A 14,926-nucleotide genomic window follows, 5' to 3' on the forward strand; every position below is an offset into this window, starting at 1 on the left:
TCAGGACTTTTTACGTCTGCCGATCGGTGAAATCCACGCTAAAAGCCACCAAGATCGCCAAAACACCGCTAAATTCTCTGCGAAAAAAGATCGAATTTATACGTAAAACTGCCCATTTTTACTCTCAGACGCTGTCAATACACCTTATCTATATGCAAAAAACGCATAGAAAACCACATGACTCGCGCAAAGATGCGGCATAAATAGCCGAATCAGACCTCCAAATCCTGCTTTAAGCTGAAACATTTTCATAATCCGCATGAAGACTCGACATTAAGCTGATGCCAGGCTAACCTCGGGCATCTGGATGTCTAAACGTTTATACGGTTATCAGTAAGAGGTCAGTCAGCTATGCCAATCAGGATCCCCGACGAATTACCGGCAGTGAATTTTTTGCGCAATGAGAATGTATTTGTCATGGCCTCATCGCGCGCCAGTGTTCAGGAGATTCGTCCGCTTAAAGTACTGATTCTTAATCTGATGCCGAAGAAAATCGAAACGGAAAATCAGTTTCTACGTCTGCTTTCCAATTCGCCATTACAAATCGATGTGCAGCTGCTGCGTATCGATAGCCGTGAATCGCGTAATACGCCGAGCGAGCACCTCAATAATTTCTACTGCAACTTTGAAGATATCGAACACGATAACTTTGATGGCCTGATTGTCACGGGCGCGCCGCTGGGGTTAGTTGATTTCAATGATGTGGCTTACTGGCCGCAGATCCAGCGCGTGCTGCACTGGGCAAAAGAGCATGTGACATCCACACTGTTTGTTTGTTGGGCGGTACAAGCGGCTTTGAACATCCTTTACGGAATACCGAAGCAGACGCGTCAGAACAAACTTTCAGGCGTGTATGAACATCAGATATTACATCCACATGCCTTGCTAACCCGTGGATTTGACGACAATTTCCTCGCACCGCATTCACGTTATGCCGACTTCCCAAGCCAGTTAATTCGTGACTATACCGATCTCGAGTTGTTTGCAGAATCTGAAGCTACCGGGGCATATCTGATGGCGAGCAAAGACAAGCGTCTGGCATTTGTCACGGGCCATCCCGAGTACGATGCGCTGACGCTCTCCGGTGAATACCACCGTGATTATGATGCTGGGCTGCTGCCTGAAGTACCGTTCAATTACTTCCCACAAGACAATCCGGAACTGCCACCGCGTGCGACCTGGCGCAGCCATGGCAATCTGCTGTTTTCTAACTGGTTAAACTACTACGTTTACCAGATTACGCCATTCGATCTGCGCCGCATGAATCCAACACTCGAATAGACGATAACTACAGACTCCTCGTTTTAACCTGCCGTGACAGCGTGAAGTTGTCGCGGCTTTTTTTTGCCTGTCGTAAATGAGTGGAATCAATTGCCTTTATTTTGAGAGATTAAATTATATGATTATCAATGCAATAATCATGTTTAAACTTAAAAATGGAAATAGTTTTTGAAAATACAATAAAAATCATTATGCTCTGATCTTGCAGGTTAAAAAACACCCTACACCCGGATCCAATCACATGACGATGGATCAAACCCGGAGGCAGCCCGCATGACAGACTCGGTTATCAGCCACACGCTAACCTTCAGCCAGCCCTTTACCCACGCGGAAAAGCAGCTGCTTACCCCAGAAGCCATCGACTTTTTGCACACGCTGGTCGCGCGCTTTGCACCGGAACGCGATCGCTTGCTGAAAGCACGGCAAGTACGGCAGCAACGATACGATCAAGGTGAACTGCCAGATTTCAATTTGGAAACTACTTCCATTCGCGAAAGCGATTGGCAGGTGCGCCCGATCCCACAGTTGCTGCGCGACCGTCGCGTTGAGATCACCGGCCCGCCCGATCGCAAAATGGTGATCAATGCCCTCAACGCCAACGTTAACGTGTTCATGGCCGATTTTGAGGACTCGCTGGCACCCACCTGGCAGAAGTTGATGGATGGCCAGCTAACCCTGCGTGATGCCGTCGACGGCACGCTGAGTTTCACCAGTGAGGCGGGCAAGATCTACCAGCTGAAGTCGGATCCCGCACTGCTGATGTGTCGCGTACGCGGTTTGCATCTGAATGAAAAGCACGTCGAGTGGCGCGATCGTGCCATCCCCGGTGGACTGTTTGATTTCGCGCTTTACCTGTTCCACAACGTTGATGCGCTGCTGGAAAAGGGCCACGCACCCTGGTTCTATTTGCCAAAAACCGAGCATGCGTCCGAAGTGGCGTGGTGGCGTGAGATCTTCCGTTTCAGCGAAGATCGTTTTGATCTGCCGCGCGGCACCATCAAAGCCACGGTGCTGATCGAAACGCTGCCAGCGGTATTTCAGATGGATGAGATCCTGTGGGAACTGCGCGATCACGTGGTTGGGCTAAACTGCGGCCGCTGGGATTACATCTTCAGCTACATCAAAACCCTGGCGCAGCACGGCGATCGTATCCTGCCAGACCGTCAGCAAATCAGCATGGATCAACCGTTCCTTGATGCCTATTCGCGTCTGCTGATCAAAACCTGTCATCGCCGTGGCGCACTGGCGATGGGCGGCATGTCCGCGCTCATCCCGAGCAAAGATGCCGAACGCAACGCGTGGGTGATGCACAAAGTACAGGAAGACAAAGCGCGCGAAGCTCGCAACGGTCATGACGGCACCTGGGTGGCGCATCCGGGTCTGGCCGATATCGCGATGACTGAATTTGACCGCCAGCTGGGTGAACAACCGAATCAGCTGCATATCAGTCGCGATCAGGATGGCCCAATTACCGCAGAGCGTCTGCTGCGTCCGTGCCGTGGACAGCGCACCGAAGCCGGCATGCGCGCCAACATTCGCGTGGCGCTGCAGTATCTCGAATCCTGGATCGGGGGTAACGGCTGCGTGCCCATCGACGGATTGATGGAAGATGCAGCCACGGCGGAAATCGCCCGCACCTCCATCTGGCAGTGGATTCACCACAAACAGATCCTCAGCGATGGCCAACTGGTGACCGCCGAACTGTTTGAGCGACTGCTGGATGAAGAGATGCAAGCGCTGCAGCAAACGCTGGGTGAGGCACGCTTCCGTAGTGGACGCTTTGCCGATGCCGCCGCGCTGATGGCGCAAATCACCACCGATAACGAACTGGTTTCTTTCCTCACTCTGCCGGGCTACCGCCTGCTGCCATGAACCTGGAGATAACGCTATGAATCGTAACCAACAGATCAAACAACTGGAATCGAGCTGGAACGACGCGCGCTGGCAGGGCATTACCCGTCCGTATAGCGCCGAGGATGTTATCAACCTGCGCGGTTCGGTGAATCCGGCCTGTACGCTGGCGGAGCGCGGTGCCCATAAACTGTGGTCGCTGCTCAACGGTGAATCCACCAAAGGCTATATCAACAGCCTCGGCGCGTTAACCGGCGGGCAGGCGATACAGCAGGCCAAAGCGGGCATTGAGGCGATCTACCTTTCCGGCTGGCAGGTGGCGGCGGATGCCAACATGGCCGGACAGATGTATCCCGATCAGTCGCTGTATCCGGTGAACTCGGTGCCGAACGTGGTGGAACGCATTAATCAGAGCTTCCAGCGTGCTGACCAGATTCAGTGGGCCAACGGTGTGTCGCCTGAAGATGAAGGCTTTATCGATTACTTCCTGCCAATAGTGGCCGATGCGGAAGCCGGATTTGGTGGCGTGCTCAATGCCTTCGAACTGATGAAATCGATGATTCAGGCCGGTGCAGGCGCGGTGCATTTTGAAGATCAGCTGGCAGCAGTGAAGAAGTGCGGTCATATGGGCGGCAAAGTGTTGGTGCCTACCCAGGAAGCGATTCAGAAACTGGTGGCTGCGCGATTGGCAGCGGATGTAATGGGCGTGCCCACCATACTGCTGGCGCGCACTGATGCCGATGCCGCTGATTTGATTACCTCTGACTGCGATGAGCGCGATGCACCGTTTATCACCGGGCAACGCACGGCGGAAGGATTCTTCCGTACCCGCGCCGGGATTGAGCAGGCGATCAGCCGTGGCCTGTCCTACGCGCCCTATGCGGATGTGCTGTGGTGCGAAACCTCGACGCCGGATCTCGAACTGGCGCAGCGTTTTGCCGATGCGATCCACGCGCAGTATCCGGGCAAGTTGCTGGCCTATAACTGCTCGCCGTCATTCAACTGGAAGAAGAATCTCGACGATCGCACCATCGCCCGTTTCCAGCAGGCGTTAAGCGATATGGGCTACCGCTTCCAGTTCATTACGCTGGCGGGCATTCACAGCATGTGGTTCAACATGTTCGATCTGGCGCACGCGTATGCGCAGGGCGAAGGCATGCGTCATTACGTCGAAAAAGTGCAACAGCCGGAATTTGCGGCGCGTGACAAAGGCTACACCTTCTCCTCGCATCAGCAGGAAGTGGGCACCGGCTATTTTGATCGCGTCACCAACGTGATTCAGGGCGGCCAATCTTCCGTGACTGCACTGACCGGTTCGACGGAAGCCGCGCAGTTCTGATAAATCTGCATGCGCACCCTACGAAAATCGCACGACACATTCGTAGGGTCGCCATTGATAGCGACCAAAAACCGCATTGCGGACCTTCATCACGCCTGGCCCACGGATGGGCTCCCTTTGCCGGAGCGTTGCCGATGACACCGAGAGAATCTCTGATCGCCCATACCATCCTGCAAGGTTTCGACGCGCAGTATGGCCGCTTTCTGGATATCACCGCAGGCGCCCAACAACGCTTTGAACAAGCCGAGTGGCATGGCGTTCAGCAGGCGATGAAAGCGCGTATCCATCTTTACGATCATCATGTTGGATTAGTCGCCAACCAGCTGCGTGTCCTCAATGATGTGTCGAACTGGGATGAAGCTTTCTGGCTGCGGGTGAAAAGCCACTATGAGACGCTGCTGCCCGGTTATCCACGCCATGAAATCGCCGAAAGCTTCTTTAATTCCGTCTATTGCCGTCTGCAAGGCCATAGCCATCTGGATCCCGAACGCCTGTTTATCTTCCCGTCGCAGCCTTATGCCCCGACGCCGCTGGCCCAGCGCCCACTGTCACGGTTGTATCGCCCGCAGAACAGCTGGCATGAGGCGCTGCGGCAAGTGCTCAATGATATTCCTCTGCGTTTAGCGTGGCAGGATCTCACCCGCGATATTGGCTGGATTGTCCGTCACTTGCATGAGCAGTTCAGCCCCGCTCAACTGGCCACCGCCACGCTGGATGTTGCCGGTGAACTGTTCTATCGCAATAAAACCGCATGGATCGTGGCGCGCTTACAGCTGAGCGATGGCGTGGTGCCCTGTCTGCTGCCGATCCAACGCGATGAAGCGGGACGTTTATGGATCGATACCTGTTTAACCGACAGCGACGACGCCAGCATCGTATTTGGCTTCGCCCGCGCCTACTTTATGGTGTACGCACCGGTGCCTGCTGCATTGGTCGCCTGGCTGCAACCGATTCTGCCCGGCAAAACCGTTGCAGAGCGCTATATGGCGATTGGCTGTCAGAAGCACGGTAAAACCGAATGTTATCGCGAGTACCTGAATTATCTGGCGCATAGCAGGAAGACTTCATCATCGCGCCGGGCATCCGCGGCATGGTGATGATGGTGTTTACGCTGCCGGGTTTTGATCGCGTATTTAAAGTGATTAAGGACCGCTTCGCGCCGCAGAAAGAGGTCACCGATGCGCAGGTGCGTGACTGTTATCGCATGGTCAAAGAGCACGACCGCGTGGGGCGCATGGCCGATACGCAGGAATTTGAGTACTTTGCGATCCCGCTTGCACGTATCCCAGCTGAATTAATGGCGGAGTTCGCGCGGGATATTCCTGAGAAGATTGAACTACGTGAAGACGTGCTGATCATTCGCCATTTATGGCTGGAACGCCGCATGGATCCACTCAATTTATGGCTGGGGCAAGCCACGCCGGAACAGCGCCAGCACGCGATTGGTGAATACGGCGATGCGATTCGTCAGTTGGCGGCAGCAAACATTTTCCCCGGCGACATGCTGTTCAAAACTTTGGTATGACGCGCCACGGACGTGTGGTGTTTTACGATTACGATGAAATCCGTCCGATGACCGAACTGGTGTTCCGTGATGTGCCGCAAGCGCGATACGAAGAGGATGAGTTACAAGCCGAACCCTGGTACAGCGTCGGACCGGATGATGTGTTCCCGGAAACCTTCCGTTATGCGCTGTGCAGCGAGCCAGGCACCGGTAAGTTGCTGCAAGCGCTGCATCCACAATTATTTGATCCGAGCTGGTGGCGTGCGCTGCAAACGCGTATTCGGGAAGGGCACATCGAAGAGGTGATCGCCTGGCGCGCCGGGCAACGATTCAGCGCGCGCTATGCATCGGTGGCCGCTTAACGGCCAGAATACGTCTGCGTCACCTGTTTGGCGGCGCGGATCACCAGCGCACCCAGTTCGGTCACGCGGTCGTCGGTCATGCGTGCCATCGGGCCGGAAATCGAGATGGCGGCAAAAGGCTCACCGTGCTCGTCATAAATCGGTGCCGCCACGCAGCGCAGGCCCAGCGCATGCTCTTCATCATCGTGTGAAAAGCCCATCTTACGAATCAGCGCCAGATTCTCTTTCAGGCTGTGCGGTGACATCAGCGTTTTCGGCGTGTAATGGTGCAAGCCTTTCTGATGCAGTAGCGCAGTCACTTGCTCATCGCTGAGGTGGGCGAGGAACGCCTTGCCCGCGCCGGAGGCGTGCATCGGCAGCTTACCGCCGATCGGTGCTGACATGCGCATCAACTGGGTACACTGTACCTGATCGATAATCACCGCCTGATAATCACTGAGATCCAGCACCGCCAGATTCACCGTTTCACCGGCATCTTCCATCAGCTTCCGCAACACCGGATGCACAATCGCCAGCAGATTACGGCTTTGCAGGAAGCTGCTGCCGACCACAAACGCGTGCGAACCAATGGTCCAGAAGCCCAAATCGCCGACCTGATGCACAAAACCTTGCTGCTGCATGGTGGAGAGTAAGCGATGGGTGGTGGAGTTAGGTAAACCCGCCTGTTGTGCCAGTTCGGTCAGTGCAACACTGCCGTGAGATTCGGCAATCAACTCAAGTAAACGCAAACCGCGCGTCAGGGATTGGACCTGCCCACCGGCGGGTGCGCTGGTGGCTGTGGCGGCACGGGGTTTTTTACCACGCTTCGCGGGAACTGGGGTTGCCATATCGTCTCCACAATCGCATCAATGCTGGAAACCATTTTCGTTTTTAGCCGCGTGAATGCAAACCCTGCTTTACTGGTCGGATCTGTGATGGTTTCCGGCTGAAAATGTCTCATCTGTCGTGACTTTTGCTGGCCGGAAAGTTGTGCCAGTATGTTTGGCTGGCATGTTGGCCAATGCAATGACGTGGACGGGGCAAGAGTGAGCAACAAAACAGCAATGCTGCAGCAGCAGCTGGCACAGCGCATCATGATTCTGGACGGTGGCATGGGCACCATGATCCAGAGTTATAAACTCAGCGAAGCCGATTTCCGTGGCAGCCGTTTTGCCGATTGGCCCTCAGATTTGAAGGGCAACAACGACCTGTTGGTGCTAACCAAACCGGAAGTGATCTGCGAAATCCATGATGCTTACCTGGCCGCTGGCGCGGACATTCTGGAAACCAACACCTTTAACTCCACCACCATTGCGATGGCTGACTACGCGATGGAAGCGCTCTCGGCGGAGATAAACTTCGAAGCGGCGAAACTGGCGCGTGCCAGTGCCGATGCGTGGACGGCCAAAACACCTGACCGACCGCGCTATGTTGCGGGCGTGCTCGGCCCCACCAACCGCACTTGCTCCATTTCGCCGGATGTGAACGATCCCGCCTTCCGAAACGTCACGTTTAATCAGCTGGTGGCAGCCTACCGTGAATCGACCCACGCGCTGATTGCCGGTGGTTCCGACCTGATCATGATTGAAACGGTGTTTGATACGCTGAACGCCAAGGCGGCGATTTACGCCGTGCAAGTCGAAATGGAAGCGATGGGCGTAAAACTGCCGGTGATGATCTCCGGCACCATCACGGATGCTTCTGGCCGTACGCTCTCCGGTCAAACCACCGAAGGTTTCTACAACTCACTGCGCCACGCCGAGCCGCTGTCGTTCGGACTTAACTGTGCGCTTGGCCCGGACGAACTGCGCCAATATGTGCAGGAGTTATCCCGCATTGCGGAAAGCTATGTGACTGCGCACCCCAACGCCGGATTGCCGAATGCGTTTGGGGAATACGATTTAGATGCTGCGACCATGGCCGAACAAATCGGTGAATGGGCGCGGGCAGGTTTCCTGAATATTATCGGCGGCTGCTGCGGCACCACACCAGAACACATTGCGGCGATGGTTGCCGCGGTGGAGGGCGTTGCGCCACGCCAGCTGCCCGAGATCCCGGTTGCCTGTCGTTTGGCCGGCCTCGAGCCGTTGAATATTCACGCCGATTCCCTGTTTGTTAACGTGGGTGAACGTACCAACGTCACCGGCTCGGCCAAATTCAAACGACTGATTAAAGAAGAAAAATACAACGAAGCGCTGGACGTCGCGCGTCAGCAGGTGGAAAGCGGCGCGCAGATTATCGATATCAACATGGACGAAGGCATGCTGGATGCGGAAGCCGCGATGGTGCGTTTCCTCAACCTGATTGCCGGTGAACCGGATATTGCGCGTGTACCGATCATGATCGACTCCTCCAAGTGGGAAGTGATCGAGAAAGGCCTGCAGTGCATTCAGGGCAAAGGCATTGTTAACTCGATTTCGATGAAAGAGGGTATTGAGCCGTTTATCGAGCACGCGCGCAAAGTCAGGCGCTATGGTGCCGCCATGGTAGTGATGGCGTTTGATGAAGTCGGCCAGGCGGATACCCGCGCCCGTAAAATCGAAATCTGTCGTCGAGCCTACAAGATTCTGACCGAAGAGGTGGGTTTCCCGCCAGAAGACATCATTTTTGACCCCAACATCTTCGCGGTTGCCACCGGCATTGAAGAGCACAACAACTACGCGATGGACTTCATCGGCGCTTGTGAAGACATCAAACGCGAACTGCCGCATGCGATGATTTCCGGCGGCGTCTCCAACGTGTCGTTCTCATTCCGTGGCAACGACCCGGTGCGCGAAGCGATTCACGCGGTATTCCTTTATTATGCGATTCGCAACGGCATGGACATGGGCATTGTTAATGCCGGCCAGCTGGCGATCTATGACGATTTGCCCGCAGAACTGCGTGATGCGGTGGAAGATGTGGTGCTGAACCGTCGTGACGATGGCACCGAGCGTTTGCTGGAGCTGGCGGAGAAATACCGTGGTAGTAAAGGCGACGGCGAGCAGGAGAAACAGCAGGCCGAATGGCGCAGCTGGGACGTGGTGAAACGTCTGGAATACTCGCTGGTAAAAGGCATTACCGAGTTTATCGAGCAGGATACCGAAGAGGCGCGTCAGGGCTTCGAACGCCCGATTCAGGTGATCGAAGGGCCGCTGATGTCCGGCATGAACGTGGTTGGCGATCTGTTTGGCGAGGGCAAAATGTTCCTGCCGCAGGTGGTGAAATCCGCGCGCGTGATGAAGCAGGCGGTGGCCTATCTCGAACCCTACATTGAAGCCAGCAAAGAAGCGGGCCGCAGCAACGGCAAAATCGTGCTGGCCACGGTGAAGGGCGATGTCCATGACATCGGCAAAACATCGTCGGTGTGGTGTTGCAGTGTAATAACTACGAAATTATCGATCTTGGCGTGATGGTGCCGAGTGACAAAATTCTCAAAACCGCCATCGCGGAAAATGCCGATATCATTGGGCTTTCTGGACTGATCACGCCGTCGCTGGATGAGATGGTCAACGTGGCAAAAGAGATGGAGCGGCAGGGCTTCACCATTCCGCTGCTGATTGGCGGTGCCACCACCTCGAAAGCGCACACGGCGGTGAAGATCGAACAAAACTACAGTGGCCCAACGGTGTATGTGCAAAACGCCTCGCGTACCGTTGGCGTGGTGTCATCGCTGTTATCCGATACGTTGAAAGAAGATTTTGTAGTACGTACGCGCAAAGAGTACGACACGGTGCGTATCCAGCATGCGCGTAAAAAGCCGCGCACCCCGCCGGTGAGCCTGCAAACCGCACGCGACAACGATTATTCCATTGACTGGGAAAGCTACACGCCGCCGGTGGCGCATCGTCTTGGGGTCAGCGCGGTCGAAGCCAGCATCGAAACGCTGCGTCACTATATCGACTGGACGCCGTTCTTTATGACCTGGTCGCTGGCGGGCAAGTATCCGCGCATCCTTGAAGACGACGTGGTGGGCGAAGAGGCCAGGCGCCTGTTTGCCGATGCCAACGATATGCTGGATATGCTCAGCAGTACCGGCACCTTAAATCCGCGTGGTGTGGTGGGAATTTTCCCGGCCAACCGCGTGGGAGATGATGTTGAGGTCTACCGCGACGAAAGTCGCGATCACGTCCTGTGCGTAGGTCATCACTTACGTCAGCAGACGGAGAAAACCGACTTCGCCAACTACTGCCTGGCCGACTTTGTGGCGCCAAAATCCAGTGGCAAAGCCGATTACCTGGGCGCGTTTGCCGTCACCGGCGGACTGGAAGAGGATATGTTGGCCGAAGCCTATGAACAGCAGCATGATGACTACAACAAAATCATGATCAAGGCGCTGGCGGACCGTTTGGCCGAAGCTTTTGCCGAGTATCTGCATGAGCGCGTGCGTAAAGTGATCTGGGGCTTCGCCGCCCATGAGAACCTGAGTAACGAAGAGCTGATTCGTGAAAATTATCAGGGCATTCGCCCGGCACCGGGCTATCCGGCTTGTCCGGAACACACCGAGAAAGCGCAGATCTGGCAATTGCTGGACGTTGAAGCGCACACCGGCATGAAGCTCACCGAATCCTTCGCCATGTGGCCGGGTGCGGCAGTTTCAGGCTGGTATTTTAGCCATCCCGACAGCAAATATTTCGCCGTGGCGCAGATTCAGCGCGATCAGGTGCAAGATTACGCGTTGCGTAAAGGCATGAGCGTGAGCGAAGTAGAACGCTGGCTGGCTCCCAATTTGGGCTACGACGCGGATTAAGACAGCGCGCACTAATGCACGCCGCGACAAACGTACTGTACGTTTCGTCGGGCGTTATTCTTCACGCGGGTTGGTTCACACTAATTAAATCGCGCATCACGATCCGACGTCATGTCATACAGCTGATACTTACGACCCAGCATCTGCCCGCCATCACGCGTTAACGGCACCCAGTTTACCTGCGCACGGCCACGGGTTGGCGTCACGGTAAACAGATCCATTGGAATCGAAATGTAGAAGCCTTTAGTAAAGTCACCTTCACCATAAGCCTCGGCGGATACGTTGGTTTTGGTGGCATAGAAGCCCACCATCACGCCGCTGTCGAAGCGCTTCGACACATCGACCGTCACGCCTTTATCCTTCGCCAGATATTCACCGACGCTGGCTTTCACCAACACATCCTGCATAAACCACGGACGCCAGTACGCGGTGAAGTGTCCGGTCGGCGCTTTGTAGTCGGTGAACTGCATCATGTTGTCCCAGTCACGCTGCTTCACGTAGTTGGCATCAACACCAAAGGCCCAGTTACTGTCTATGGGACGATACAGCACTTCACCGCCGACGCCGCCGTACATGGTTTCGAGATAGCCGCCGTACACCTGGCCGTAAAAGCCATTGCCGAGGTGGCCCATGTAGTTCGCCTGCAGGTCGTTAACGTAGACATTGTTCTCGACGTAGTCACGAATATGGGTACGCACGCGCGGCAGCGTGGAGTCGGCTGGCGCGCCGTTGTAGTTAAATTTGTCGTAGTTGTTGGCGAGGTTGCCAAACACGCTGCCGCTGACCAGCAGATGATCGGTAAGCGCATAATCAACGCTAGCCATCGCGCCAAGCTGGTACATATAGAAGCTTTCAGGTCCGCCAACTGACTGGTTGAGCACCGGCGACAAGCTGTAATGCAGGCGGTCTTTACGAATAAAGAAGCCTTGCTCAGTGGTACCAGGATCGACTGGATTCTCGCGCGTTTGCTGCAGCGGCTGTTCATGGCCGAGCGGATAACCGCTCAGCTCGTTGTGCAGGCTGGCAACGTCAGTGCGGGTGGTGACCTGCGGCATGTTGAGACGCGACTCGGTTACCTCAATGGTATCGATACCGCTTGGCAGGTTGTTCATGATAATGCGATTGGCACGATCAACGCCTTCACGCGTATCGCGATATTTGGTCTGCTCGCCTGAAACGTACAGCGTACTGCCTTTGGTCTGAATGTGCGGACCGTTCAGGCCGGCATTGTATTTCAGATCGGTAAGCTGGTTTGCCACCACCGTGGACTGCAACAGATCGCCCTGCGGCTGCGGGTTATAAGCCGGTTTGGCGCTATCAATGTGCGACTGGCGCAGATCGTTGAAGTTAGTGCGTACGGTGACGCCAAACATAAAGGTGTTGCCGCGCTCGTAGCTGGCATTGATATCCGCCCAGTCGGTCAGGCGATAGATAGCGCCGACGTTGACCTTACTGCGCTGCTCCAGACGCCCGGCAAAGTCATCCTGATAATCGTTGCCTTCATATTCTAGTTTTAAACGCAGCGGCTGCCAGGGCGTTTGGTATTCCACGCCGCCAAACAGGGCTGCCGGACCGTGGAACATCTGGGAACCATTGATAGAGCCCGCCGTCCCGCCTCCGGTGCGGCTACAGAAGCTGTCGCTGTAGGAGCAGAACGGGTTTTTGATGCTGCCGCTATTACCGAGGTAGCCCCAGCCCATCCCCATGGTGAAATCAAACGGGCCCCAGGCTTTGGTCGCCACCAGATATTCACTGTCGAACAGGCCGGTGCCGCCCAGGTCGCGCGATCCTACCGCCACTTCCGGCAACCAATAGCTCTCCTGCCACAAGCGCAGCTTCACATCGAACGCTTTGTCTTTATAGCTTTGGTTACCACTGAATCCTTCCACTGCGCTATAGCGACGGGTGCGCACATCAGTGTAGCGCACGGTGGTTTCCAGCCATGGGAACAGCTGCAGCGAAGCTGAATAGTAGCGATATTGGTCGTTATCGCGGAAGTTCAGGCTAAATTCGCCCTCTTTCGCCATGCGCGCCGTGGGTGTCTGCATCAAACCCACGCCGCCGAAATCAGATTGTGATGGCCCGATCGGTTCCGGCCAGGTTTCCGCGTGCACCTGGTATGCCGCAGAGACAGAAACAGCCAACAGGCTGAGAAGGAGTTGTTTTTTCATCAGTCTGGAATCCGGTGAGTCAGAACAGAAAGCATGCGCGCATTCAAATCAGCCTTGCCCCACGGCAGGCTCCATGAGCTAAAGCCCAGCCAGATGATGCTGCCGGGTTCGACTTCCACGTGACGTTGATTCCAGTAAGCGATGGGCACCTGTTGCGCCTGTCCAGACGGCGCAATGACCGTGGCGAAACTGCGCTCGGCGCCGGACAGACTCTCGTGCGCAGCAAGATAGTCGCGCACGGTACGGCCGGGCTGCCAGCTCTCTTTACCCGGATGGCTTAACGCACCCAGCACCAGCACCTGGGTAGGCTGCGCTAGCGTGTAAAGATCATAACTGCCTTGCAGCGTGCGATTAGCTTCCGGGCGCAGACGCACCCAATCTGGATCGAGCGTGGTGAACTGGCGGCCAGTGACCTGTATTGCGCTCAGCTGGTGGATGACCGTCGCGATGGTCGCCGCCAGCGTGTCACCGCTCTCGGCCTGCCATTGACGTAAATCCGCCAGCAGCTGTTGCTGCTGTTGCTGCGCCACAGCGCTGGCACCGCGCTCGGCGATCACCGTCGCGGGCCACCAGGTGTGCAGCGCCGGATTCGTGACCAGCTGCGCCAGATTCTGCGCATGATCGATCTGGAGAGGCGTTTGACCGTGTACCGTGACCTGACTGTCAGCCAGGGCGTTGCCCGCAGCCAGCAGCGCCATGGCGGAAAGCAATGGAATGATTATTTTCATGATTTCGCCGGCTTCAGAAGGGTAATGTTAACAGGGAAGGCGTCTGCTGCCAGCATCTGGTTCGCCTGTAACACCGTGCCATCACGGTTGTCGATCCAGAAGGTGTTCTGCCACTCCGCGCCCAGACTGTCGATATGGACCGTCTCGATCCACACGCGGCACGGCACGCGTTCACCGGCAATACTCAGCACGGCGTCGTCGCCACGCTGGAACGTTGAGAGGGCGGTCGCGGCGCGCACCTTCTCTTTCTCACGCCACTGCACCACGCGCGTCCAGCTAGCGCCGTTTTGCAGATGTAACGTATCGGCGAGCGGGTCTTGCGCCAGATTGCTGATGTCATCGAGGTTGTTGACCAGTCCCAACGTTTTGACCAACCGGCCATGCTGCATCACCAGCATGGCTTTATCCTGGGTGATCCATTTCTGCTGACCCTGCTCGTCGTAGCCGAGTACCACGAAGATGCGGGGGCCATCATTAATACGCGCATACAGGCTGGCATAAGGCAGATCGGCGACCTGTTGATCGGTGACCGTCACATCGTCCGGACCGTTGACGGCGAGCATCACGGTCTGTTCCAGGCCTTTTTGCGTTTGTGTGCAGGCCTGCAGCAGCAGGCAAAGAAGTAGCAAAGAGAGTCGGCGCACTGTGTATATCCCTGTCAAAAATAAAACCAGGCAAAAAATAACCACACGACTGTGTGGTTATGTTTAAAGGTGCTACATCAACGCGTGGTGCTCGTTGTGGTGGTGGTTGTTGTGCCGGTATTTGCTCCGTCACCGCCGCCAGCAGCAGCGATGCCGAGTCCTACTAACGCGCCAAGTGCACCGATACCTACAGCGGTGGTGGCACCGGTCGAGATTGCTCCCGCCTGCGCACCTGCTGCAGCACCAGCTTCTTCCGGTGCGGCAATCGCAGCGGAAGAAACGGCAACGTAAAGTAAGGCTGCACCGGCAACCATCAGTTTTTTCATAACAACGTTTCC

At 55.8% G+C, this 14,926-nt stretch carries 9 protein-coding genes and 2 pseudogenes; 6 read left to right on the top strand and 5 right to left on the bottom strand.

Features of this window, described 5'->3' with window-relative positions:
- The first annotated feature begins 351 nt into the window (after positions 1-351).
- The 5 genes and pseudogenes from metA (at position 352) to HA45_RS28960 (ending at position 6,337) form a co-directional block, all read left to right on the top strand.
- Positions 352-1,281, top strand: a complete 930-nt coding sequence (gene metA, locus HA45_RS06520; protein WP_100704216.1) for a homoserine O-acetyltransferase MetA — start codon at positions 352-354, stop codon at positions 1,279-1,281.
- A gap of 273 nt (positions 1,282-1,554) precedes the next feature.
- The gene (gene aceB, locus HA45_RS06525) at positions 1,555-3,153 is read left to right on the top strand and encodes a malate synthase A (RefSeq protein WP_100704217.1); all 1,599 of its coding nucleotides are present in this window, start codon (positions 1,555-1,557) and stop codon (positions 3,151-3,153) included.
- A gap of 16 nt (positions 3,154-3,169) precedes the next feature.
- Positions 3,170-4,471, top strand: coding sequence for an isocitrate lyase (gene aceA / locus HA45_RS06530; RefSeq protein ID WP_100704218.1), 1,302 nt, complete (start codon positions 3,170-3,172; stop codon positions 4,469-4,471).
- A 134-nt stretch (positions 4,472-4,605) separates the two neighbouring features.
- Positions 4,606-5,568, top strand: a complete 963-nt coding sequence (locus tag HA45_RS28955) for an isocitrate dehydrogenase kinase/phosphatase AceK regulatory subunit (RefSeq protein WP_366557325.1) — start codon at positions 4,606-4,608, stop codon at positions 5,566-5,568.
- Positions 5,569-5,570: 2 nt separating this feature from the next.
- Positions 5,571-6,337: pseudogene (locus tag HA45_RS28960) on the top strand (isocitrate dehydrogenase kinase/phosphatase-domain containing protein).
- Here HA45_RS28960 and iclR read toward each other — a convergent pair.
- The gene (iclR, locus tag HA45_RS06540) at positions 6,334-7,164 is read right to left on the bottom strand and encodes a glyoxylate bypass operon transcriptional repressor IclR (protein WP_100704220.1); all 831 of its coding nucleotides are present in this window, start codon (positions 7,162-7,164) and stop codon (positions 6,334-6,336) included. The pseudogene HA45_RS28960 and the gene iclR sit on opposite strands and share 4 nt — an antisense overlap.
- A 216-nt stretch (positions 7,165-7,380) precedes the next feature.
- Between iclR and metH the strand changes: the two are divergent.
- Positions 7,381-11,045, top strand: a pseudogene (gene metH, locus HA45_RS06545) (methionine synthase).
- An 80-nt stretch (positions 11,046-11,125) separates the two neighbouring features.
- On the opposite strand, the gene HA45_RS06550 reads toward metH, so the two are convergent.
- The 4 genes from HA45_RS06550 to yjbE form a co-directional block, all read right to left on the bottom strand.
- Positions 11,126-13,216 (bottom strand): YjbH domain-containing protein, encoded by a 2,091-nt coding sequence (locus HA45_RS06550; protein WP_100704221.1) that lies wholly within the window; start codon positions 13,214-13,216, stop codon positions 11,126-11,128.
- Positions 13,216-13,944: a capsule biosynthesis GfcC family protein gene (locus HA45_RS06555; RefSeq protein ID WP_100704222.1), complete on the bottom strand. Its 729-nt coding sequence runs from the start codon at positions 13,942-13,944 to the stop codon at positions 13,216-13,218. Before HA45_RS06555 ends, HA45_RS06550 begins: the two co-directional genes overlap by 1 nt.
- Positions 13,941-14,588, bottom strand: coding sequence for a YjbF family lipoprotein (locus HA45_RS06560; RefSeq protein WP_100704223.1), 648 nt, complete (start codon positions 14,586-14,588; stop codon positions 13,941-13,943). Before HA45_RS06560 ends, HA45_RS06555 begins: the two co-directional genes overlap by 4 nt.
- Before the next feature lie 77 nt (positions 14,589-14,665).
- Positions 14,666-14,914 carry an exopolysaccharide production protein YjbE gene (gene yjbE / locus HA45_RS06565; protein WP_034827112.1) on the bottom strand — a complete coding sequence of 83 codons (249 nt, stop codon included), beginning with the start codon at positions 14,912-14,914 and terminating at the stop codon, positions 14,666-14,668.
- Positions 14,915-14,926 lie beyond the last annotated feature (12 nt).

Source organism: Pantoea rodasii (assembly GCF_002095465.1).
Classification (GTDB): Bacteria; Pseudomonadota; Gammaproteobacteria; order Enterobacterales; family Enterobacteriaceae; genus Pantoea; species Pantoea rodasii.